Source organism: Streptomyces sp. NPDC096079 (genome assembly GCF_040303145.1).
Lineage (GTDB): Bacteria > Actinomycetota > Actinomycetes > Streptomycetales > Streptomycetaceae > Streptomyces.
This window is the reverse complement of the sequence record NZ_JBEOST010000003.1, coordinates 643,687-664,733: the sequence shown is the minus strand read 5'-3', so window position 1 is coordinate 664,733 and position 21,047 is coordinate 643,687. Positions and strand designations below refer to the sequence as shown.

The window sequence follows — 21,047 nt, the reverse complement described above, 5'->3', positions numbered from 1 at the left end:
CCACCCCGAAGGGCTTCATCGTTCGACTTGCATGTGTTAAGCACGCCGCCAGCGTTCGTCCTGAGCCAGGATCAAACTCTCCGTGAATGTTTACCGGTAATCCGGTGAGACACTCGCGTTGAGCGGGACAGTCATGTCGGAATATGACCGACTGTCCACAGCGTCCTCGCTGTAGTGTGCCACCCCAAGGGGTGGACTTTTTCAAAGGAACCTCGACCATCCGAAGATGGACGGGGTATCAACTAATCTGGCGTTGATTTTTGGCACGCTGTTGAGTTCTCAAGGTGCGGACGCTTCCTTCGTTCCTGTTTCCAGGCCCTCCGGGCGCTTCCTTCGTTTCCGACTCTATCAGATCCTTTCGGCGTCTGATTCCCAGTCAGCGGGATTTGTCTTTCCGGCTGTTGGGCCGTTCCGACGAGTGAGACTTTAGCGGATTCCCTGCCCCCGACGCTAATCGGGCCGCTGCGCTCAAACCTTCGAACGCGGATTCCTCATTTCGCAAAAACGCGCGGAAAGCACGACGACACGACAAAGCACCGTCAGCTTCAGTGGTTCTTGCGGAATGGCTGTCCGGGGCCGACCGGGGTCGGTGCTCACGTCGGACAACTCGGAGAACCTTACGGATCGGGGGGTTCCGTGTCAACCCTGGTCCGCGGGGGTTCCGCTGCCCGGGTGACGGAAGGCGGTGCGGTAGTCGCGGGGGCTGGTGCCCAGGTGCGAGGCGAAGTGCTGGCGCATGGTGACCTCGCTGCCGAAGCCCGCGCGGCGGGCCACCTCGGGGAGTGGGTGGTCGGTCCGTTCGAGGAGCTTCTGGGCCGCGGCCACGCGCTGGGTGATGAGCCAGTGGAGAGGGGTGGTGCCCGTCGTGGCCTGGAAGTGGCGGGCGAAGGAGCGGGGGGACATGCCGGCGAGTGCGGCCAGGCTCGCGACGGTGTGGGGTTCGGCGAGGTGGGCCAGGGCGTGGGCGCGTACGGCGGCGAGGGCGTCGGCGTCGCGGTCGGCGCGGGGCGTGGGGTGCTCGATGAACTGGGCCTGGGTCCCCGTACGGAAGGGGGCGGTGACCATCGAGCGGGCGACCGTGGCGGCGGCTTCGGCGCCGTGGGCGGTGCGGACGAGGTGGAGGCAGAGGTCGATGCCCGCGGCGGTGCCGGCCGAGGTCCAGACGCCGGTGTCCTCGACGAACAGGGCGTCGGGTTCGACCCGGACGGCCGGATGGCGGGCGGCGAGGGTGCGGGCGAGGTGCCAGTGGGTGACGGCTCGGCGTCCGTCGAGGAGGCCCGCGCGGGCGAGGACGAAGGCGCCCGCGCAGAGGGAGGCGACCGGGATGCCGGCGCTGTGGGCGTGGCGGAGTGCGTCGAGGACGGGGGTCGGAAGCTCGGCTTCGGGGTCCTCGATGCCGGGGACGACGACCAGGTCGGTGGGGGTGAGGTCGTCGAGCCAGCCGAGCGGGCGGTCGGGGGTGAGGGTGAGGCCGCCGCGCAGGGGGATGGGGGTGTGCGGGTCGGCGGCGGTGCGGCGGAGTTCGAAGGGCGGGACGCCGCGGAGGGTGCGGTCGCTGCCCCAGACCTCGGTGATGACGGAGATGTCGAAGGCGCGGACGCCGGGGAAGGCGACGAGGGCGATGCGTTGGGGGCGGGTGGCCGGCTTCCGTGACACGGTGGCAGTAAAGCATCGATCGCTGGCATGCATACCCCTGGGAGGTGGCGGCCCGCGGCGGGAGGATCGTGGTCATGGAGATCAACGAGAACGCAGCGCTGGTGGTCGTCGACGTGCAGAAGGGCTTCGAGCAGGAGTTCTGGGGCCGGCGGGACAATCCGGGGGCCGAGGGGAACATCGCGGCTCTGATCGACGCCTGGCAGGAGACGGGGCGGCCGGTCGTCTTCGTACGGCACGACTCCCGGCAGGCGGGTTCGCCGCTGGCGCCGGGGACCGAGGGGAACGACTTCAAGGACTTCGTCGCGGAGCGGCGGGGGAAGGGTGCCGGGCCCGAGCTGCTCGTGACGAAGTCCGTGAACTCCGCCTTCTACGGGGAGCCGGACCTGGATGCCTGGCTGAAGGGCGCCGGGGTGGAGCAGTTCGTGGTCGTGGGGATCCAGACCAACATGTGCAACGAGACCACCGCGCGGATGGGCGGGAACCTCGGGTACGACGTGCTCTTCGCGCTGGACGCGATGCACACCTTCGATCTGGTGGGGCCGTTCGGCTGGACGCAGACGGCGGAGGAGCTGACCCGGGCGACGGCGGTGTCGCTGCACGGCGGGCGGTTCGCCCGGGTCGTGACCACGGAGGACGTGCTGAAGGGCGTGTCCGTGGCGTAGTCGGTCAGCTGTTGCCGGAGGCGAGCTCGCGGCTGCGGTCGCGGGCGGCTTCCAGGGCGGCGATCAGCGCGGCCCGTACGCCGTGGTTCTCCAGTTCGCGGATGGCGCTGATGGTGGTGCCGGCCGGGGAGGTGACGGCCTCGCGGAGCTTGACGGGGTGCTCGCCGCTGTCGCGGAGCATCACGGCGGCGCCGATGGCGGCCTGGACGATGAGGTCGTGGGCCTGGGCGCGGGGCAGGCCGAGGAGGATGCCGGCGTCGGTCATGGCCTCGACGAGGAAGTAGAAGTAGGCGGGTCCGGAGCCGGAGAGGGCGGTGGCGGCGTCCTGCTGGGACTCGGGGACGCGGAGGGTCTTGCCGACGCCGCCGAAGATCTCCTCCGTGTGGGCGAGGTGGTCGGGGGTGGCGTGGCTGCCGGCGGAGATGACGGACATGCCCTCGTCGACGAGGACGGGGGTGTTCGGCATGACGCGGACGACCGGGGTGCCGGTGGTGAGGCGCTCCTCGATGAAGGACGTGGGGATGCCCGCCGCGGCGCTGATGACCAGGCGGTCGGCGGTGACGTGGGGGGCGAGCTCGTCGAGGAGGCGGCCCATGTCCTGCGGCTTGACGGCGAGGATGAGGGTGTCGGCGCGCTTGGCGGCCTCGGCGTTGGTGACGGTCTCGACGCCGTAGCGGGTGTGGAGCTCTTCGGCGCGTTCGGCGCGGCGGGCGGTGACCAGGAGGTTTCCGGGGCGCCAGCCCGCGCGGATCATGCCGCTGAGGAGGGCTTCACCGATCTTGCCGGTGCCGAGGACTGCGACGGTCTGGGTCATGGGTCTGTTCACCTCGCCGGAGGGGGCCTTTTGGTCATCCTTTCACCGGTGGGGGCCGGGGTGCGTGGGGTGTCCGAGGGGCGGTCAGGCGGTGCGGCGGCGGAGGGTGGCCGCGCCGAGGCCGAGGACCAGGACGGCGCAGCCGGCGACGACGAGGGCGTCGCGGACGAAGTCGCCGGTGATGTCGGGGTGGTGGAGGACCTGGTTCATGCCGTCGACGGCGTACGACATGGGGAGCGCGTCGGAGATCGTCTCCAGGGCGGGGGCCATGCGGTCGCGTGGGGTGAACAGGCCGCAGAGCAGGAGCTGGGGGAAGATCACGGCCGGCATGAACTGGACGGCCTGGAACTCGGACGCGGCGAAGGCGGAGACGAAGAGGCCGAGGGCGGTGCCGAGGAGGGCGTCGAGGAGGGCCACCAGGAGGAGGAGCCAGGGGGAGCCGATGACGTCGAGGCCGAGGAACCAGACGGCGAGGCCGGTGGCGAGGACGGACTGGAGGACGGCGACGAGTCCGAAGGCGAGGGCGTAGCCGGTGATGAGGTCGGCCTTGCCGAGGGGCATGGCGAGGAGGCGTTCGAGGGTGCCGGAGGTGCGTTCCCTGAGGGTGGCGATGGAGGTGACCAGGAACATCGTGATGAGCGGGAAGATGCCGAGGAGCGAGGCGCCGATGCTGTCGAAGGTGCCCGGGCTGCCGTCGAAGACGTAGCGGAGCAGGAGGAGCATCAGGCAGGGGACGAGGAGCATCAGGGCGATCGAGCGCGGGTCGTGGCGCAGTTGGCGCAGGACGCGGGCGGCGGTGGCGAGGGTGCGGTTCGCGTTCACGGTCGCTCCTGGTGGGCGGCGGCTCGGGTGTTCGCGGCGTCGACGAGGTGGAGGAAGGCCTCTTCGACGGTGGCGGTGTCGTTGCGGTGGCGGAGGGCCTCGGGGGTGTCGTCGGCGAGGATCTCGCCTTCGCGCATGAGGAGGAGGCGGTGGCAGCGCTCGGCCTCGTCCATGACGTGGGAGGAGACGAGGAGGGTGGTGCCCCGGTCGGCGGCGATGCGGTGGAAGAGGTTCCAGAGGTCGCGGCGGAGTACGGGGTCGAGGCCGACCGTGGGTTCGTCGAGGACGAGGAGCTCGGGGGTGCCGAGGAGGGCGACGGCGAGGGAGACCCGGCTGCGTTGGCCGCCGGAGAGCCGGCCGGCGAGGGAGTCGGCGTGGCCGGTGAGGTCGACGTCCTCGATGGCGCGGTCGACGGCGGTGCGGCGGTCGTGGCGGTGGGCGCGGCCGGGGAGCAGGACGGCGGCGAAGTAGTCGAGGTTCTGGCGGACGGTGAGGTCGTCGTAGACGGACGGGGCCTGGGTGACGTAGCCGATGCGGGAGCGGAGGGCGGGGTCGCCGGCGGGGCGGCCGAGGACCTGGAGGGTGCCGGTGGTCTTGGCCTGGGTGCCGACGATGGCGCGCATGAGGGTGGTCTTGCCGCAGCCGGAGGGGCCGAGGAGGCCGGTGATGTGGCCGGCCGCGACGGTGAAGTCGAGGTGGCGGAGGACCTGGCGGTCGCCTCTTGTGGCGGTGAGGTTCTGCGCGGTGATGGCTGCGGTGGTGGCCGCCGGGGTGGCCGCGCCGGGGGTCGATGCGTTGTCGGCGGCTTCACCCACCGAGTAATTCATCATGTGATGAATAGTGCTCCTGGGGGTGCCGGGCGTCAAGGACCGGGGGCGAACGCGCTCCTACTTGCGCTTCGGCTTCTTGCGGCCGGCGGGGTTGCCCGTGCGGGTGGACCGGCGCTTCTCGTACTGGGCGAGGGCCGTCTCGTACTCCGCGCGGCGCAGCTTCTCGCCCGGGGCCTCGACGAAGCAGCGGGCGGCGTAGGAGAGGAGGGCGCCGATGAAGCCGATCGCCTTCAGGCTGCGGAGGGACTCCTCGCGGCCCGGGTCGGCCGGGCGGCGTACGAAGCCCTCCCAGGTCTTGGCGAACGCGATGGCGCTGCAGACCGCGAACATGACGACCACCAGCGTGTTGACGAGGCCGCCGACGTCGGCCACCTGGAGGCCCTCGTAGGCGAAGCGCAGCACGAAGCAGGCCGCGACGGCGGCGGCGAGCGCGCCGACGGCGAGGCCGAGGCGGCGCAGGGCGTACCCGCCGCTGTGGTCGAGCCAGGTCGTGCCGAAGAAGCGGATCTCCTCCGGCCGCGGCCCCGTCGGGGCGCCGGTCTTGCTGGGGGTCTGCTCTGCGTCGCTCACAGGGTCGATTATCCCCGGGCGGCGGCGAAGGGGCTCAGGCGCAGCGCGGGGCGACCATGCCGTCGCTGCCCGTGTGCACGTAGGCGTCCGAGAGGTACTCGCCCGCCGCCACGCTGTCCCAGATGTTCGTCGTGCCGTACGGACCGTCGACCCACTCGCCGTACTTCTGGCACCTGATGGCGACGGTGGCGCCCGGCGCCAGCGTCCGGACGATCGGGTACTTGGTGCTCGGTCCCGAGCGCACGTTGACCCGGTAGCCGGGTGCGACCTCGTAGCGCGTGGTCATGGCGTCCTCCCCCTGTGGCGCGAAAGCGCTCCGCCGAGTTTCACTCTCCGCGACGCGCAGGCTAGCAAGCCCCACCGACTTCGAGGGCGCCATGGACTAGGCTCCGTCGGGTCGCGCACCTGCGCGCGATGTCGCGATGTGACGGGGACTCACGGGGGTGGGCGATGCCACCGTTGCGCGGTACCGGTGCCGACCGGGAAGCGGAGGAGCCCGAGTACGCGGGCGACTACCGCCTCCAGGCTTGTCTGGGCGCCGGCGGCATGGGCGTCGTGCACCTCGCGTCCTCCGCCTCCGGGCTGCGGCTCGCGGTCAAGGTCGTGCACGCACGGTATGCGGAGGACCCCGAGTTCAGGGCGCGTTTCCGCCAGGAGGTCGCGGCCGCCCGCCGGGTCAGCGGGGCCTTCACCGCGCCGGTCGTCGACGCGGACCCCGATGCCGTGCGCCCCTGGATGGCGACCCTGTACGTGCCGGGGCCCACCCTCGCCGACCAGGTGAAGCGGAACGGTCCGCTGTCCCCGGCCGAGTTGCGCCGGCTCACCGCGGGGCTCGCGGAGGCGCTGCGCGACATCCACCGGGCCGGGGTCGTCCACCGTGACCTCAAGCCCAGCAACGTCCTGCTGACCGACACCGGGCCCAAGGTCATCGACTTCGGGATCTCCCGGCCCGTCGACAGCGACCTGCACACGGAGACGGGCAAGCTCATCGGCTCGCCGCCGTTCATGGCGCCCGAGCAGTTCCAGCGGCCCAGGGAGGTCGGCTCCGCGGCGGACGTGTTCGCGCTGGGCTCCGTGCTGGTGCACGCGGCGACCGGGCACGGCCCGTTCGACTCCGACAGCCCGTACATCGTGGCGTACCAGGTCGTCCACGACGAGCCGGACCTGACCGGGGTGCCGGCGGACCTGGCTCCGCTCGTCGCCCGCTGCCTCGCCAAGGATCCCGTCGAGCGGCCTACCCCGGCCCAGATCATGCGGGAGCTCCTGCCCCCCTCGTACGCGGCCGAGGCCTTCATACCGGCACAGCGGAGGCGGCCCGCCCTGCCCGGCGGCGAGAGCGGCCCGGCACCCGTGTGGGACGCCGACACGCCGGTACGGGTCACCGCGCCGGCCCCGTCCCGCCGCGGCCCGCGGGGGCTGCCGCGGATCCGGCCGCGCCCGACGATCGCCGTCGTCGCCGCGCTCGCGCTGACCGCGGCCGGTGTGTACGCGGCGCTCAGCCGCCCGGCGGACCGCGGGCCCGAGACCCCCACGAGCCCCGCCGAGGTGGCCACGTCCTTCTCCGGCTGGCACACCCCGCTCCAGGAGCACGGCCCCACGGCCGCCCCCGCCTGCGTCCACGGCGCGGACGCCCTGTACTGCGCGGCCCGGGGCATCGGCCTCGCCCGGCTCGACCCGGTGACCGGTCGGATCCTCTGGTCGCGGACCGCGCCCGTCGAGCAGGAGGCGCCGGACGCGCCCGTGCTCCTCGGCGACGGCCTGGTCGGCGCCGCCGCTCCGACGGCGCCGCTGCGGGCGTACGCGGCCGGGGACGGCACCCCCGGCTGGACCGCCCGCACGAAGACCCCCGAGGCGTACCGGCCGGCCGGGTCCGCCGTCGTCCTGTCCGACGGCCTCGGCGGCATCCGGGCGGTCGACGCCCGCGGCGGCCGGGAGCTGTGGCGGCACGGCCTGACCGGCTTCACGGTCCCGCGCCCGGGACCGTACGACACGTCCTCCGGGCTGCTGACGGTGTCCGAGACCTCCGTCGACGGGACGCACACCCGGGTCGGGGCGATCCGGCCCGCGAGCGGCGAGGTGGTCGGGCAGCGGAGCCTGGACGGCGAACTCGATCCGCTGGGCCGCACGGGCGACGGCACGCTGGTCCTCGCGCACCTCTACCAGTCCACGCTGGTCGACTCCCTGGTCCTGCTCGGCCCCGGTGAGGACTACGACGCGCCCGTGCGCGAGCTGCGCCTGCCCTACCGGATCGACCTGCGGGGCATCGCCGTGCGCGGCGCCGTCGTCCATCTGCTCGACGCGGAGGGCCACCTCACCGCCTTCGACACCGCCGCCGCGAAGGGCAGGGTGCTGTGGGAGCTGGAGACGGCCGCCGGGAACGTGTCCACACCCGTCCTCGGCGGCGGCGACCGGCTCTACTTCTCCGCCGGGGACGGCCGGCTGTTCGCCGTCGACACCGCCCGCGGAGCCGTCGTCGGGCAGACCAGGCCCCGGCTGCTGAACGGCCGCCTCGGCTACGCACCGCTGGTGCCCGCGCCGCTGGTCGCCGGGGAGCGGGTCTTCGGGACGGCGCCGGACGGCTCCGTCTTCGCGGTGGACGCGCGCGATCCGGCGTCCTGGTGAGCGTCTGACACACGGAACGAGGGAGGGGAGCGGCCGTCCGGGCCCGCTCCCCTCCCTCGTACGTCCTCGGCCGGGCTCAGCCCAGCTTCGTCACGTCCCTGACCGCGCCCTTGTCGGCGCTCGTCGCCATCGCCGCGTAGGCGCGCAGCGCCGCCGACACCTTGCGCTCGCGGTTCTTCGGCGCGTACACCCCGCCCAGGGCCTCGCGGCGGGCCGCGAGGGTGGCGTCGTCGACGAGCAGTTCGATCGAGCGGTTCGGGATGTCGATGCGGATGCGGTCGCCGTCCTCGACGAGCGCGATCGTGCCGCCCGAGGCCGCCTCCGGCGAGGCGTGGCCGATGGAGAGGCCCGAGGTGCCGCCGGAGAACCGGCCGTCGGTGACCAGGGCGCACGCCTTGCCCAGGCCGCGGCCCTTCAGGTACGAGGTGGGGTAGAGCATCTCCTGCATGCCGGGGCCGCCCTTGGGGCCCTCGTAGCGGATGACGACGACGTCGCCCTCCTTGACCTCCTTGAGGAGGATCTTCTGGACGGCCTCGTCCTGCGACTCGCAGACGACGGCCGGGCCCTCGAAGGTCCAGATGGACTCGTCGACGCCGGCGGTCTTCACGACGCAGCCGTCGACGGCGAGGTTGCCGTGCAGGACGGCCAGGCCGCCGTCCTTGGAGTAGGCGTGCGCGGCGTCGCGGATGCAGCCGCCGGCCGCGTCCACGTCGAGGGCCTCCCAGCGCTCGGACTGGGAGAAGGCGGTCGCGGAGCGGACGCAGCCGGGGGCCGCGTGGAACAGTTCGGCGGCCTCGTCGGACGGGGAGCCGCCGCGCACGTCCCAGGTCTCCAGCCAGTCCTTGATGGAGGCGGAGTGGACGGAGCGCACGTCCTCGTTGAGCAGGCCCGCGCGGTAGAGCTCGCCGAGGATGGCCGGGATGCCGCCGGCCCGGTGCACGTCCTCCATGTAGTACGTGCGGTCCTTGGCGACGTTCGGGGCGACCTTCGCCAGGCAGGGCACCCGGCGCGAGACCTCGTCCATGTCCGGCAGGCCGTAGTCGACCTCGGCCTCCTGGGCGGCGGCGAGGAGGTGCAGGATCGTGTTGGTCGAGCCGCCCATGGCGATGTCGAGGGCCATGGCGTTCTCGAAGGCGGCGCGGGTCGCGATCGAGCGCGGCAGGACGGAGGCGTCGTCCTCGTCGTAGTAGCGGCGCGTGATGTCGACGACCGTGCGGGCCGCGCTCTCGTACAGGCCCTTGCGGGCGGTGTGGGTGGCGAGCAGCGAGCCGTTGCCGGGGAGGGAGAGGCCGATGGCCTCGGTCAGGCAGTTCATCGAGTTGGCCGTGAACATGCCGGAACAGGACCCGCAGGTCGGACAGGCGTTCTCCTCGATCCGGAGCATGTCCTCGTCCGAGACGTCGGGGTTCACCGCGTCGGACATCGCGTCGACCAGGTCGAGCGTGCGGACCGTGCCGTCGACCAGGACCGCGCGGCCGGCCTCCATCGGACCGCCGGAGACGAAGACCGTCGGGATGTTGAGGCGCAGGGCCGCCATCAGCATGCCGGGGGTGATCTTGTCGCAGTTGGAGATGCAGATCAGGGCGTCGGCGCAGTGCGCCTCGACCATGTACTCCACGCTGTCCGCGATGAGGTCGCGGGAGGGCAGGCTGTAGAGCATGCCGCCGTGGCCCATGGCGATGCCGTCGTCGACGGCGATCGTGTTGAACTCGCGGGCGATGCCGCCGGCGGCGGTGATGGCCTCGGAGACGATCCGGCCGACCGGCTGGAGGTGGGTGTGGCCGGGGACGAACTCGGTGAAGGAGTTCGCCACCGCGATGATCGGCTTCCGGCCGATGTCCGCGCCGGGTACACCGGAGGCGCGCATAAGGGCGCGGGCGCCCGCCATGTTGCGGCCGTGGGTGACTGTGCGGGACCTCAGCTCGGGCATCGTCGCTCGCTCCTCGTGATGGGTGTGCTTGCTTTCGAGCGTACGCCGCCGCTCCAAGATCTGGACAGGGTGTCCGCGATACGGGACGGCTGTTCAGCTTTCGGTCAGCCTGGAGGCCCGCCGCCTCACGCCTGCGTCAGATAGCGCTGGAGCGTCGGGGCCACCTGCTCGACGATCCGCTCCGGGTCGGCCGAGGCCAGCGGCTCCACCTGGATCACGTACCGCATGATCACGATCCCGATCATGTGCGAGGCGGCGAGTTCCGCGCGGAAGCTCGGGTCCGGCACGTCGAGCTCGGCCGCGATCCGCTCCAGGAGCCGCCGCAGCACGAAGGTCCGCAGCACCTTGGCCGCCGCCTCGTGGGTGAGCGCGGACCGCACGATCGCGAGGAGCGGGGCGCGGGAGGCCGGGTTCTCCCAGACGCCGATGAAGAAGCGGGCGAGCCGCTCGCCGATGGCCTCGCGCGGGCCGCCGAGGATCGCCGGGAGGACGGCCGCGGGCTCGAAGGAGACCTCGACGGCGGCGGCGAAGACCTCGTCCTTGGTGCCGAAGTAGTGGTGCACGAGCGCCGGGTCCACCCCGGCGGCCTTGGCGATGCCGCGCACCGACGCCTTGTCGTAGCCGCGCTCGGCGAACTGGGCGCGGGCCGCCTCCAGGATGCGCGTCCGCGCGTCCGGGCCGCTCTCCTCCTCGGTACGGGACGGGCGGCCGCGCCGGCGCGGGGCCGGGCCGGTCATGAGCGCGGGGTGCGCTCGGCCGGGCGGCCGGCCGGCGAGGCGAGGTGGAGCCGGGTGAACGCGAGGGCCTCCGCGAGATCGGCCTCGCGTTCGGCGGCTGACATCGCGCGGCGGGTGTTGACCTCGATCACCACGTGCCCGTCGAAGCCGGTGAGCGCGAGCCGCTCCAGGAGCTCGGCGCAGGGCTGGGTGCCGCGCCCCGGGACGAGGTGCTCGTCCTTGGCCGAGCCCTTGCCGTCGGCGAGGTGGACGTGGCCGAGGCGGTCGCCCATGCGATCGAGCATCGCGAGGGCGTCGGTGCGGGCGGTCGCGGTGTGCGAGAGGTCGACGGTGAAGTGCCGGTAGTCGTCCTTCGTGACGTCCCACTCGGGGGCGTACGCGAGCATCTCGCGGTCCTTGTACCGCCACGGGTACATGTTCTCGACGGCGAACCGCACGTCCGTCTCGTCCGCCATCCGCCAGATGCCGGTGACGAAGTCCTTCGCGTACTGGCGCTGCCAGCGGAACGGCGGGTGCACGACGACCGTCGACGCGCCGAGCCGCTCGGCCGCGGCCTGCGCGCGCTGGAGCTTGACCCACGGGTCGGTGGACCAGACGCGCTGGGTGATGAGGAGGCAGGGGGCGTGCACGGCCAGGATCGGGACCTGGTGGTAGTCGGAGAGCCGGCGCAGCGCCTCGACGTCCTGGCTGACCGGGTCGGTCCACACCATGACCTCGACGCCGTCGTACCCGAGGCGCGCGGCGATCTCGAAGGCCGTCGCCGTCGACTCCGGATAGACCGAGGCCGTCGACAGGGCGACCTTCGCATCCGGGATGCGCACCGCTGGTTCTGCCACGGGGAACAGCGTACGGGGCGGGCCGGGGGGCCGGGGCGTGGTTCCGGTCACGCCCCGGCCCCCGCGCCGGAGCGCGACGGACGGCCCCGCGCCGGAGCGGTGTCAGTGCTCCGGGAGGTGGTCGAGGCGGCGCAGGATGACGCCCTCGCGCAGCGCCCAGGGGCAGATCTCCAGCTCCTCCACGCCCAGCAGGTCCATCGCGCCCTCGGCGACGAGCGCGCCCGCGAGGACCTGTCCGGCGCGGCCCTCCGACACGCCCGGCAGGGCGGCGCGCTCGGGCACGGTCATCGCGGCGAGGCGCGGGACCCACTCCTCCAGGGACGCGCGGGTCAGGATCCGCTGGACGTAGAGGCCCTCGCCCGAACCGGGCGCGCCCGCGATCCTGGCGAGCTGCTTGAAGGTCTTGGAGGTGGCCACGACGTGGTCGGGGCGGCCGAAGCGGCTGAACTCGCCGACCGTGCGGGCGATCTGCGCGCGCACGTGGCGGCGCAGGGCCTTCACGTCGGCGGTGTCGGCCGGGTCGCCGGGCAGCCAGCCCGCCGTGAGGCGGCCGGCGCCGAGGGGCAGCGAGACCGCCGTGTCGGGGTCCTCGTCGATGCCGAACGCGACCTCCAGGGAGCCGCCGCCGATGTCGAGGAGGAGCAGCTTGCCGGCGGACCAGCCGAACCAGCGGCGGGCCGCGAGGAAGGTGAGGCGGGCCTCCTCCTCGCCGGTGAGGACCTGGAGGTCGACCCCGGTCTCGTCCTTCACGCGCGCGAGGACGGCGTCGGCGTTGCTGGCCTCGCGCACCGCGGAGGTCGCGAACGGCAGCACCTCCTCGCAGCCCTTGTCCTCGGCGGCGAGGAGCGCGTCCCGGACGGTTGCGATGAGCCGCTCGACGCCGCCGGGCGCGATCGCGCCCCGCTCGTCGAGCAGTTCGGCGAGCCGCAGCTCCGCCTTGTGCGAGTGGGCGGGCAGCGGCCGGGCGCCGGGGTGGGCGTCCACCACCAGGAGGTGCACTGTGTTCGAACCGACGTCGAGGACTCCGAGTCTCATGGGCGGAACGCTACTGCGCCCGGAGTCTTACGCTTGGTGCTGTGCCAAAGACGAAGAAGGCGAAGCCGGACAAAGACCGTGACGGCGACGGCGGTGTGCAGGCGGCCAGGACCGCGCACGCGGCGAAGGCCGTGAAGGCGGTCAAGGTCGGGAAGCAGAAGCGGGGCAAGGCCGAGGAGCCCGACGAGAAGGGCCTCGACTTCGCGCGCGCGTGGGTCGAGTTTCCCGATCCGGCCGACGAGGAGCAGGTCTTCCGCTGTGATCTGACCTGGCTGACCTCGCGCTGGACGTGCATCTTCGGCAACGGCTGCCAGGGCATCCAGGAGGGCCGCGCCGACGACGGCTGCTGCACGCTGGGCGCGCACTTCTCCGACGAGGACGACGAGAAGCGGGTGGCCGGGCACGTGGCGCGGCTCACTCCGGAGCTGTGGCAGTTCCACGAGGTCGGTACGGAGTCGGGCTGGGTGCAGCTCGACGAGGACGGCGACCGGCAGACCCGCCGCTGGGAGGGGTCCTGCATCTTCCAGAACCGGCCCGGTTTCGCGGGCGGCGCGGGCTGCTCGCTGCACATCCTGGCCATGAAGGAGGGCCGGGAGCCGCTGGAGACGAAGCCGGACGTGTGCTGGCAGCTGCCGGTGCGGCGGACGTACGACTGGATCGAGCGCCCCGACGACACCAAGGTCCTGCAGGTGTCGATCGGCGAGTACGACCGGCGCGGCTGGGGGCCCGGCGGCCACGACCTGCACTGGTACTGCACGACGGCGACGTCGGCACACGTCGGCGGGGAGCCCGTGTACGTCTCGTACCGGCCCGAGCTCGTCGAGATGATGGGCGAGGAGGCGTACGCCGAACTGGCCGGGCTGTGCGAGGCGCGGCTCGCCTCGCAGCTGCCGCTGGTGGCGCCGCACCCGGCTGATCCCGCTCCCTAGGAGGATCCCTCCGGCGCGGTCGTGCCGGGGTCCGAGGTCGTGGGCGGGGGTTCCTCGGTCGTCGGGGGCGGGGTGGTCGGTTCCGTCGTCGGTTCCGTGGTCGGCGGCGGGGTCGTGGGCTCGGTCGTCGGCGGCGTCGTCGGTTCCGTCGTGGGCGGGGACGTCGGCGGGGTGGTCGGCTCGGTCGTCGGCGGCGAGGTGGGCGGGGACGTCGGCGGGCTCGTCGGCGGCGTCGTCGGATCCGTCGTCGTGACCGGTGGGGGTGTGATGACCCGGTCGTCGGTCGGCCGGCGGTAGCCGTCGATCCTGACCACCGCACCCGAGGGGTTCACGCCCAGGCGCGCGCTCCAGGAGCCGACGGGTTCGCGCGCGTGGTCGACGCGGACGGCGACCGTGACCTTCTCGCCGGGACTGAGGGTGCCGGAGGCCCGGCTCACGAACAGCCAGGGGGCGTCCGTCCACAGCGACCAGTCGACGGGTGAGCCGCCGGAGGCGGTGAGCGTGAGCAGGGTGAGGTCGCCGCGGCCGGTGGCGGTGACCGTGATCCAGCCGGCGGCCGCTTCGCCGGGCCGGGTCGGTTCGGTGGGGCCGCCGGGGCTGACGACCTCGACGGAGACGTCGGGGGCCCGGCTGCCCTGGGTGAAGCGGGGCTCGGGGGTGGTGCGGGCGTTGCCCGCGTTCTCGTAGTGGTCGCCGTCCGGGCCCACCGGTTCGTCCGCCTCGCGCGCGCTGATCCTCGCCCCGTCGTGGCCCGCGGTGTCCGCCGCGGGAGTGCCCCGGTAGGAGGTCCACAGGGCGAGGACCGGGGCGGCGACCACGGCGGCGACGACGGTGGTGGTCACCGCGCGGGCCCGCATCCGGTCACGGCGGGCGGCATGGTCCTTCGGGTCCATGGGGAAACCCGTCGGCGCGAAGCGCGGGGCGCCGGCACGCGCGCGCGGGACGTGCAGCATCGCCATGTACGCGGCGGCCCTGGGCGCCTCGACGAGCGGCAGCCGGTCCGCCGGGAGGGCCGTGGCGCCGGGCCAGGGTCCCGCGGCGCCCACGCGCTCGGCGGCGCGCCGGCAGCGCGGGCAGTCGTCGACGTGGCGGACGAGTTCGGCGCGCAGGGCGGCCGAGAGGAGCACCTGGTGGTCGCCGGTGAGCCGGGCGACGGTGGGGCAGCTGCCGGTCTCGACGACGGCGAGCGCGGCGCGGGTGCGCTCGACCTCGCAGCCGGCGGTGGCCAGCAGCTCGCGGGCGGCGAGCGGGTCCAGGGAGAGCACGGCGGCGACCTGACGGTGGCTGAGGCCGTGCCGCACGGCGAGCTCCAGGGCCTCGCGCTGCTCCGGCGTGGTGCCGGCGGCCTCGGGCCAGGCCAGCAGGGCGAGCTCGGCGCGGCGGCGCCCGGCGGTCTCCTCGGAGACCCTCGGCGGCTCGGGGGCGGTGACGGCCGGACGGCCGGTGTGGGCGCCCTGGCGCCTGCGCCGCTGCTCGCCGAGGCTGCGGAGGCAGGCCCAGCGGGCGAGGGCGTACAGCCAGGCGGTGCGCCCGTCCTCGTCGGAGGGGCAGCGGCCGTGGTGGCGCTCGGCGACGGAGAGGACCTCGCCGAGGACGGCGGTGGCCGTGTCGTGGTCGCAGAGCACGGAGAGGCAGTACGTGAAGAGGCCGTCGAGGGCCGCCTCGTAGCGGGCGGGAGGCCGGCGGCCGAGCGTGCGCGGTCCCTGGTCCATGGCGTGGTGCGCCCGGTGTGCGCCGGTGGTGCGTCCGTGGGATTCCAGCCTGCTGCTCGTCACTGGGCGACCGTAGGCAGGCCCGGGGGCACTCTTCGTACCGGTCGCGCCATTCTCATTCTTACGGGTGAAGGTATCGCTCGAAAGGGGACACGAGGCGGGTGTTCCGGTGCCGCGGGGCTCCCCCCTGTGGAGGACGGCGGCCCGTTGTCGGTGGCGGCGGATACGGTGTGGCGCATGGCTGCCCGTACGAAAACCGCCAAGGAACGGCCGTCCTACCGCTGCACCGAGTGCGGCTGGCAGACGGCCAAGTGGCTCGGCCGATGCCCCGAGTGCCAGGCCTGGGGGACGGTCGAGGAGTACGGCGCGCCCGCCGTCCGGACGACCGCCGCCGGCCGGGTCTCCACCGCCGCGCTTCCGATCGGGCAGGTCGACGGCCGGCAGGCGACCGCACGCTCGACCGGCGTCGACGAGCTCGACCGGGTCCTCGGCGGGGGCCTGGTGCCCGGCGCCGTCGTGCTGCTCGCGGGCGAGCCCGGGGTCGGCAAGTCGACGCTGCTGCTCGACGTGGCGGCGAAGGCGTCGAGCGACGAGCACCGCACGCTGTACGTCACGGGCGAGGAGTCCGCGAGCCAGGTCCGGCTGCGCGCCGACCGGATCAACGCGCTCAGCGACCATCTGTACCTGGCGGCCGAGACCGACCTGTCCGCCGTCCTCGGGCACCTCGACGCCGTGAAGCCCTCCCTGCTGGTCATGGACTCGGTGCAGACCGTCGCCTCGCCCGAGATCGACGGCGCGCCCGGCGGCATGGCCCAGGTCCGCGAGGTCGCCGGGGCCCTGATCCGGGCGTCCAAGGAGCGCGGCATGGCGACGCTCCTCGTCGGCCACGTCACCAAGGACGGGGCCATCGCGGGCCCCCGGCTCCTGGAGCACCTGGTCGACGTCGTCCTGAGCTTCGAGGGCGACCGGCACGCCCGGCTGCGTCTGGTCCGGGGCGTGAAGAACCGGTACGGGGCGACCGACGAGGTCGGCTGCTTCGAGCTGCACGACGAGGGCATCACGGGGCTCGCCGACCCCTCGGGGCTCTTCCTGACCCGGCGGGACGTGGCCGTGCCGGGCACCTGTCTGACGGTGACCCTGGAGGGCAAGCGGCCGCTCGTCGCCGAGGTGCAGGCGCTGACGGTCGACTCGCAGATCCCCTCGCCGCGGCGGACGACCTCGGGTCTGGAGACCTCGCGGGTCTCGATGATGCTGGCGGTCCTGGAGCAGCGCGGCCGGATCAGCGCGCTGGGCAAGCGGGACATCTACAGCGCGACCGTGGGCGGCGTGAAGCTCACCGAGCCGGCGGCCGACCTGGCGATCGCGCTGGCGCTGGCCTCCGCGGCGAGCGACACCCCGCTGCCGAAGAACCTGGTGGCGATCGGCGAGGTCGGGCTGGCGGGCGAGGTGCGCCGGGTGACGGGCGTGCAGCGGCGGCTCGCCGAGGCGCACCGGCTCGGGTTCACGCACGCGCTGGTGCCGAGCGACCCCGGGAAGGTGCCGGCCGGGATGAAGGTGACCGAGGTGGCCGACGTGGGGGACGCGCTGCGGGTGCTGCCGCGCAGCCGCCGTGCGAAGAGCGCCGAGGAGGCCCCGGGCCGCTGACCCCCGGGAGGGGGCCCCGAGCGCTGACGCCGGGGCGCCCGCCGGCGCGGGTAGAGCGGACGCCGGGGCACTCGCCGGGCGCGGGTGGAACGGACGCCCGGGTGCCCGCCGGGCGCGGGGCGTGGGGGCGCTCGGGCGCACGCCGGGCGCGGTCATTTCCTTGTGCACACTCCCCGCAGGGCGGTGTCGCTAGACTTTGCCCTGGTCTCGCCCATCCGTACGAGCCGGAGGAGTGCAGTGGCAGCCAAGGACGGGGCAGCAGCTCCTGGAAAGTCCGGCGCGGGCTCCGGCAACGAAGCGCTGATGCGCGCCGCCCTGAGCGCGGTCGCGCCGGGTACCGCGCTGCGCGACGGCCTGGAGCGGATCCTCCGGGGGAACACGGGCGGTCTCATCGTGCTCGGCCTGGACAGGACGGTCGACTCGATGTGCACCGGCGGTTTCGAGCTGGACGTCGAGTTCACCGCGACGCGCCTGCGCGAGCTGTGCAAGCTCGACGGGGCGCTCGTCCTCGACAAGGACATCACCAAGATCCACCGCGCGGGCGTGCAGCTGGTCCCGGACGCGTCCATCCCCACCGAGGAGACCGGCACCCGCCACCGCACCGCGGACCGGGTCTCCAAGCAGTGCAAGTACCCCGTCGTCTCCGTCTCGCAGTCGATGCGTCTGATCGCGCTGTACGTGGACGGTGAGCGCCGGGTCCTGGAGGAGTCGGCCGCGATCCTGTCCCGCGCCAACCAGGCGCTCGCGACCCTGGAGCGGTACAAGCTGCGGCTCGACGAGGTGGCCGGTACGCTCTCCGCGCTGGAGATCGAGGACCTGGTCACGGTCCGGGACGTCACCGCGGTCGCGCAGCGCCTGGAGATGGTCCGGCGGATCGCCACCGAGATCGCCGAGTACGTGGTCGAGCTCGGCACCGACGGGCGGCTGCTCTCGCTCCAGCTCGACGAGCTGATCGCGGGTGTGGAGCCGGAGCGCGAGCTGGTGATCCGGGACTACGTGCCGGAGCCGACGGCGAAGCGTTCGCGGACCGTCGCCGAGGCACTCACCGAGCTGGACGCGCTCACCCACACCGAGCTGCTCGAGCTCCCGGTCGTGGCGCGGGCCCTCGGTTACAGCGGCTCGCCCGAGACGCTGGACTCGGCGGTCTCGCCGCGCGGCTACCGGCTCCTGGCGAAGGTGCCGCGGCTGCCCGGTGCGATCATCGAGCGCCTGGTGGAGCACTTCGGCGGGCTGCAGAAGCTGCTCGCGGCGAGCGTGGACGACCTCCAGACCGTCGACGGCGTCGGCGAGGCCCGTGCCCGCAGCGTCCGCGAGGGCCTGTCGCGGCTGGCGGAGTCGTCGATCCTGGAGCGGTACGTCTGAGCCCCGGAGCCCTCGACCCCGGAGCTCTCGACCCCGGAGCTCTTGACCCCGGAGCCCTCGGCCCGGGGTTGCTCAGTCCTTCGCCAGCGTGAACGAGGCCGGGAGGACCTTGGCGCCCGGCATGGTCGCCTCCACGAGGTAGGTGCCGGGTCCGGCCTTGCCCGGCGGGACGCTCGCGCACTGCGGGGCGCTGCGGCCCCGGTCCCATTCCACGGTGTGGGTGAGGGTGGCGCCCGCGGGGACGCGCAGCAGGAGCGGGTTGCCGGGGCGGGGGCAGTCGGCGGTGGACCAGACCTCGTCGTCGCGGTCGTCGCTGATCGTCAGAACCGCGCTGCGGGGCCCGAAGTCGGCCTTGCAGGTGGTCTTCGAGGTGTTCTTGGCGACGAGGTGGAAGCGGGGCTTCTCGTCCGTCTCGTAGCTGACCTTGGCGGTGCGGAGCGTCAACTGCAGCGCTCCGGGAGGGCAGTTGGGCAGCTTGGAGTCGGCCGGGACCTGCTGTCCCGCGCCGGTGCCCGCGCCGCCGTCGCCGCCGGCCCCGTCGGTGTCGCCGTTCTTGCCGGTGCCCGCGGTGCCGGAGTCGGCTCCCGCGTCGGCACCGGCGTCGGCGCCCGCGCCCTCGTCCGTATCGGAGCCCCCGGAACCGCCGTTGTCGCCGGAGTCCCCCGACTCGTCGCGTCCGCCGGGCTGTTGGTCGATCGCCGGTCCGGTACCGGAGGGTCCGGGGGTGATCGACGGCGGGGTCGGCGACGAGCCGTTGGCGGCGTCGTTCGCCTTCTTCCCGCCGCTGTCACCGGAGGTGACGGCCCAGACGGCGAGCAGCGCGAGAAGCGCCACCAGGCACAGCGCCACCGCCCTCCGTCGCCAGTAGATGGTGGAGGGAAGCGGCCCGACCGGATTGCGCAAAGATCCCACGACCCGAACCTTACGAGAGATCCGGCCCAACTCCCGCCCCACCCGCCGCCCGAGACCTCAAGTTTTGCCGATGATCACATCCGTCGGTTCCGGGAACTTTTCGCGGAACCCCACCGGAAACCGTAGGGAACCGGCCCGAATCGCGGCCCCCCACTTTCGTCGGGGGTCGTTCTGGCCGTTGGCCCGGGGCGGCGGACTCCGGATTCCGGTTAGCGTCATGGACCATGAACACCCTCCTCGACCTCTCCGACCGTCTGTATCTCGACGTCGCCGACTTCGCCCACTCCACGCCCCACTGGTTCCAGTGGCTCGCCGAGGTGTGGACCGAGCTCGGCCTGCTGCTCTTCGGCGTGCTGTTCCTGGCCGGTTGGTGGCGCTCGCGGGAGGGTTCGAGCCGTGCGATGGCGCTGGCGCTGCTCGCCCCGGTCGCGACCGGCTTCGGTTACGTGGTGAGCGAGGCGCTGAAGTCGCTGATCGACGAGGAGCGTCCGTGCCGCGCGGTCGCCGGGGCACCCGTCTCGCTCGTCGCCTGCCCGCCGCACGGCGACTGGTCCTTCCCCAGCAACCACTCGGCCATCGCGGGCGCCGCGGCGATCGCGCTCGCCCTGTCCTGGCGCGGGATCGTCTGGCTGACCGTGCCGATGGCGCTGCTCATGGCCTTCTCGCGGGTCTTCGTCGGCGTGCACTACCCGCACGACGTGACCGTCGGGCTGCTGGTCGGCGCCCTGGTCGCGTTCCTCGTGATGCGGCTCGCGGAGCGGCCCGTGCGGTCGCTGGTGGACACGGCCCGGTCGAGCCGGAGCTCGGCCGTGCTGTGGTGCGCGGGGCGCGGGCCGCGCGCCCACGCCCCCGCGCACGCCCCCGCGCACTCCGAGCGGCGCTCTCGCGCGCGCCACGGCGCGTACTGATCCCGCCGCGGACGTGCCAGGATCGGGGGTGCCATGACTTCCATCGACACTCCCCCGACTTCCGAGGCCCCCGTCGCCCCGGCGTTCCCCGCCGAGCTGCACGGGCCCGTCCTCGCCTGGTTCGACCGGCACGCCCGTGACCTGCCCTGGCGCCGCCCCGAGGCCGGTGCCTGGGGCGTCATGGTCAGCGAGTTCATGCTCCAGCAGACCCCCGTCGTCCGGGTCCTCCCGGTGTACGAGCAGTGGCTGGCGCGCTGGCCGCGCCCGGCCGACCTGGCCGCCGAGGCGCCCGGCGAGGCCGTCCGCGCCTGGGGCCGGCTCGGTTACCCCCGCCGGGCGCTGCGGCTGCACGCGGCGGCGGTCGCCATAACGGAGCGGCACCACGGCGACGTGCCCCGCGAGCACGCGCAGCTCCTGGCGCTGCCCGGGATCGGCGAGTACACGGCGGCGGCGGTGGCCTCCTTCGCGTACGGGCAGCGGCACGCGGTCCTGGACACCAATGTGCGCCGGGTCTTCGCGCGCGCGGCGACCGGCGTCCAGTACCCGCCGAACGCGACGACGGCGGCGGAGCGGCGGCTGGCCCGCGCGCTGCTGCCGGAGGACGAGCCGACGGCGTCCCGCTGGGCGGCGGCGTCCATGGAGCTGGGCGCGCTCGTGTGCACGGCGAAGAACGAGGACTGCGGGCGCTGCCCGATCGCCGAGCGGTGCGCCTGGCGGCTCTCGGGGAAGCCGGCGCACGACGGTCCGCCGCGGCGGGGCCAGACGTACGCCGGGACCGACCGCCAGGTCCGCGGCCGGCTCCTCGCCGTGCTGCGGGAGTCGGCGGATCCGGTGGCGCAGTCGGCCCTGGACGCCGTCTGGGACGAGCCGGTGCAGCGGGCCAGGGCGCTGGACGGCCTGGTCGCCGACGGGCTCGTCGAGCCGCTGGACGGCGGCCGGTACCGGCTGCCGCTGTCCTGAGGCGGGACCGTCCCCGCCGGTCGTCCCCCGAAACCTCCTCCGCCCCCGCTGTTACACAACCGATGGGTAGCCGTGCGTCCACCGACGGCTGCCCCGCACAGCCCCG

Annotated in this window: 19 protein-coding genes and 1 rRNA gene; 7 read left to right on the top strand and 13 right to left on the bottom strand. The window is 73.5% G+C overall.

What is annotated here, in order from left to right; genetic code table 11:
- Positions 1–87: ribosomal RNA gene (locus ABTY59_RS10500) — 16S ribosomal RNA — on the bottom strand; the annotation flags it as partial.
- Between the two features lie 552 nt (positions 88–639).
- A complete protein-coding gene (locus ABTY59_RS10495) occupies positions 640–1,656 on the bottom strand; it encodes a GlxA family transcriptional regulator (RefSeq protein ID WP_502995350.1) in 1,017 nt (338 codons plus the stop codon).
- 74 nt (positions 1,657–1,730) lie between these two features.
- Here ABTY59_RS10495 and ABTY59_RS10490 point away from each other — a divergent pair, with 74 nt between their 5' ends.
- On the top strand, positions 1,731–2,318 hold the full coding sequence (locus ABTY59_RS10490; RefSeq protein ID WP_352018486.1) for a cysteine hydrolase family protein: 588 nt from the start codon (positions 1,731–1,733) through the stop codon (positions 2,316–2,318).
- Positions 2,319–2,322: 4 nt separating this feature from the next.
- On the opposite strand, the gene proC is transcribed toward ABTY59_RS10490, so the two are convergent.
- From proC to ABTY59_RS10465, 5 genes are all read right to left on the bottom strand, one after another.
- Positions 2,323–3,132, bottom strand: a complete 810-nt coding sequence (gene proC, locus ABTY59_RS10485; protein ID WP_352018485.1) for a pyrroline-5-carboxylate reductase — start codon at positions 3,130–3,132, stop codon at positions 2,323–2,325.
- An 84-nt stretch (positions 3,133–3,216) separates the two neighbouring features.
- Complete coding sequence (locus ABTY59_RS10480; RefSeq protein WP_352018484.1) at positions 3,217–3,954, bottom strand: ABC transporter permease; 738 nt, start codon at positions 3,952–3,954, stop codon at positions 3,217–3,219.
- Positions 3,951–4,784 carry an ABC transporter ATP-binding protein gene (locus tag ABTY59_RS10475; RefSeq protein WP_352018483.1) on the bottom strand — a complete coding sequence of 278 codons (834 nt, stop codon included), beginning with the start codon at positions 4,782–4,784 and terminating at the stop codon, positions 3,951–3,953. Before ABTY59_RS10475 ends, ABTY59_RS10480 begins: the two co-directional genes overlap by 4 nt.
- Positions 4,785–4,841: 57 nt before the next feature.
- Entirely contained in the window at positions 4,842–5,354 is a 513-nt protein-coding gene (locus tag ABTY59_RS10470) for a hypothetical protein (protein ID WP_352018482.1), read from the bottom strand.
- Between the two features lie 34 nt (positions 5,355–5,388).
- Positions 5,389–5,733 carry an SH3 domain-containing protein gene (locus tag ABTY59_RS10465; protein ID WP_352018481.1) on the bottom strand — a complete coding sequence of 115 codons (345 nt, stop codon included), beginning with the start codon at positions 5,731–5,733 and terminating at the stop codon, positions 5,389–5,391.
- Between the two features lie 71 nt (positions 5,734–5,804).
- Between ABTY59_RS10465 and ABTY59_RS10460 the strand changes: the two genes are divergently transcribed.
- Positions 5,805–7,976, top strand: a complete 2,172-nt coding sequence (locus ABTY59_RS10460) for a serine/threonine-protein kinase (protein WP_352018480.1) — start codon at positions 5,805–5,807, stop codon at positions 7,974–7,976.
- Between the two features lie 76 nt (positions 7,977–8,052).
- On the opposite strand, the gene ilvD is transcribed toward ABTY59_RS10460, so the two are convergent.
- From ilvD to ABTY59_RS10440, 4 genes are all read right to left on the bottom strand, one after another.
- Positions 8,053–9,906: a dihydroxy-acid dehydratase gene (gene ilvD / locus ABTY59_RS10455; RefSeq protein WP_352018479.1), complete on the bottom strand. Its 1,854-nt coding sequence runs from the start codon at positions 9,904–9,906 to the stop codon at positions 8,053–8,055.
- Between the two features lie 125 nt (positions 9,907–10,031).
- A complete protein-coding gene (locus ABTY59_RS10450; RefSeq protein ID WP_352018478.1) occupies positions 10,032–10,643 on the bottom strand; it encodes a TetR/AcrR family transcriptional regulator in 612 nt (203 codons plus the stop codon).
- Positions 10,640–11,479 (bottom strand): sugar phosphate isomerase/epimerase family protein, encoded by an 840-nt coding sequence (locus ABTY59_RS10445; protein WP_352018477.1) that lies wholly within the window; start codon positions 11,477–11,479, stop codon positions 10,640–10,642. Before ABTY59_RS10445 ends, ABTY59_RS10450 begins: the two co-directional genes overlap by 4 nt.
- 102 nt (positions 11,480–11,581) lie before the next feature.
- Positions 11,582–12,514, bottom strand: a complete 933-nt coding sequence (locus tag ABTY59_RS10440) for a Ppx/GppA family phosphatase (protein ID WP_352018476.1) — start codon at positions 12,512–12,514, stop codon at positions 11,582–11,584.
- A gap of 131 nt (positions 12,515–12,645) precedes the next feature.
- On the opposite strand from ABTY59_RS10440, the gene ABTY59_RS10435 reads away from it, so the two are divergent.
- Positions 12,646–13,443 (top strand): DUF3109 family protein, encoded by a 798-nt coding sequence (locus tag ABTY59_RS10435; protein ID WP_352018521.1) that lies wholly within the window; start codon positions 12,646–12,648, stop codon positions 13,441–13,443.
- On the opposite strand, the gene ABTY59_RS10430 is transcribed toward ABTY59_RS10435, so the two are convergent.
- The gene (locus ABTY59_RS10430) at positions 13,440–15,218 is read right to left on the bottom strand and encodes a BACON domain-containing protein (protein WP_352018475.1); all 1,779 of its coding nucleotides are present in this window, start codon (positions 15,216–15,218) and stop codon (positions 13,440–13,442) included. The two genes, ABTY59_RS10435 and ABTY59_RS10430, sit on opposite strands and share 4 nt — an antisense overlap.
- Before the next feature lie 174 nt (positions 15,219–15,392).
- On the opposite strand from ABTY59_RS10430, the gene radA reads away from it, so the two are divergent.
- Positions 15,393–16,799, top strand: coding sequence for a DNA repair protein RadA (radA, locus tag ABTY59_RS10425; protein WP_352018474.1), 1,407 nt, complete (start codon positions 15,393–15,395; stop codon positions 16,797–16,799).
- A 237-nt stretch (positions 16,800–17,036) separates the two neighbouring features.
- On the top strand, positions 17,037–18,161 hold the full coding sequence (gene disA / locus ABTY59_RS10420) for a DNA integrity scanning diadenylate cyclase DisA (RefSeq protein WP_189803320.1): 1,125 nt from the start codon (positions 17,037–17,039) through the stop codon (positions 18,159–18,161).
- Between the two features lie 72 nt (positions 18,162–18,233).
- On the opposite strand, the gene ABTY59_RS10415 is transcribed toward disA, so the two are convergent.
- A complete protein-coding gene (locus ABTY59_RS10415) occupies positions 18,234–19,073 on the bottom strand; it encodes a hypothetical protein (protein WP_352018473.1) in 840 nt (279 codons plus the stop codon).
- Positions 19,074–19,297: 224 nt separating this feature from the next.
- Here ABTY59_RS10415 and ABTY59_RS10410 point away from each other — a divergent pair, with 224 nt between their 5' ends.
- Both ABTY59_RS10410 and ABTY59_RS10405 read left to right on the top strand, forming a co-directional pair.
- Complete coding sequence (locus ABTY59_RS10410) at positions 19,298–19,981, top strand: phosphatase PAP2 family protein (RefSeq protein WP_352018472.1); 684 nt, start codon at positions 19,298–19,300, stop codon at positions 19,979–19,981.
- Positions 19,982–20,014: 33 nt separating this feature from the next.
- Positions 20,015–20,941: an iron-sulfur binding domain-containing protein gene (locus ABTY59_RS10405; RefSeq protein ID WP_352018471.1), complete on the top strand. Its 927-nt coding sequence runs from the start codon at positions 20,015–20,017 to the stop codon at positions 20,939–20,941.
- Positions 20,942–21,047 lie beyond the last annotated feature (106 nt).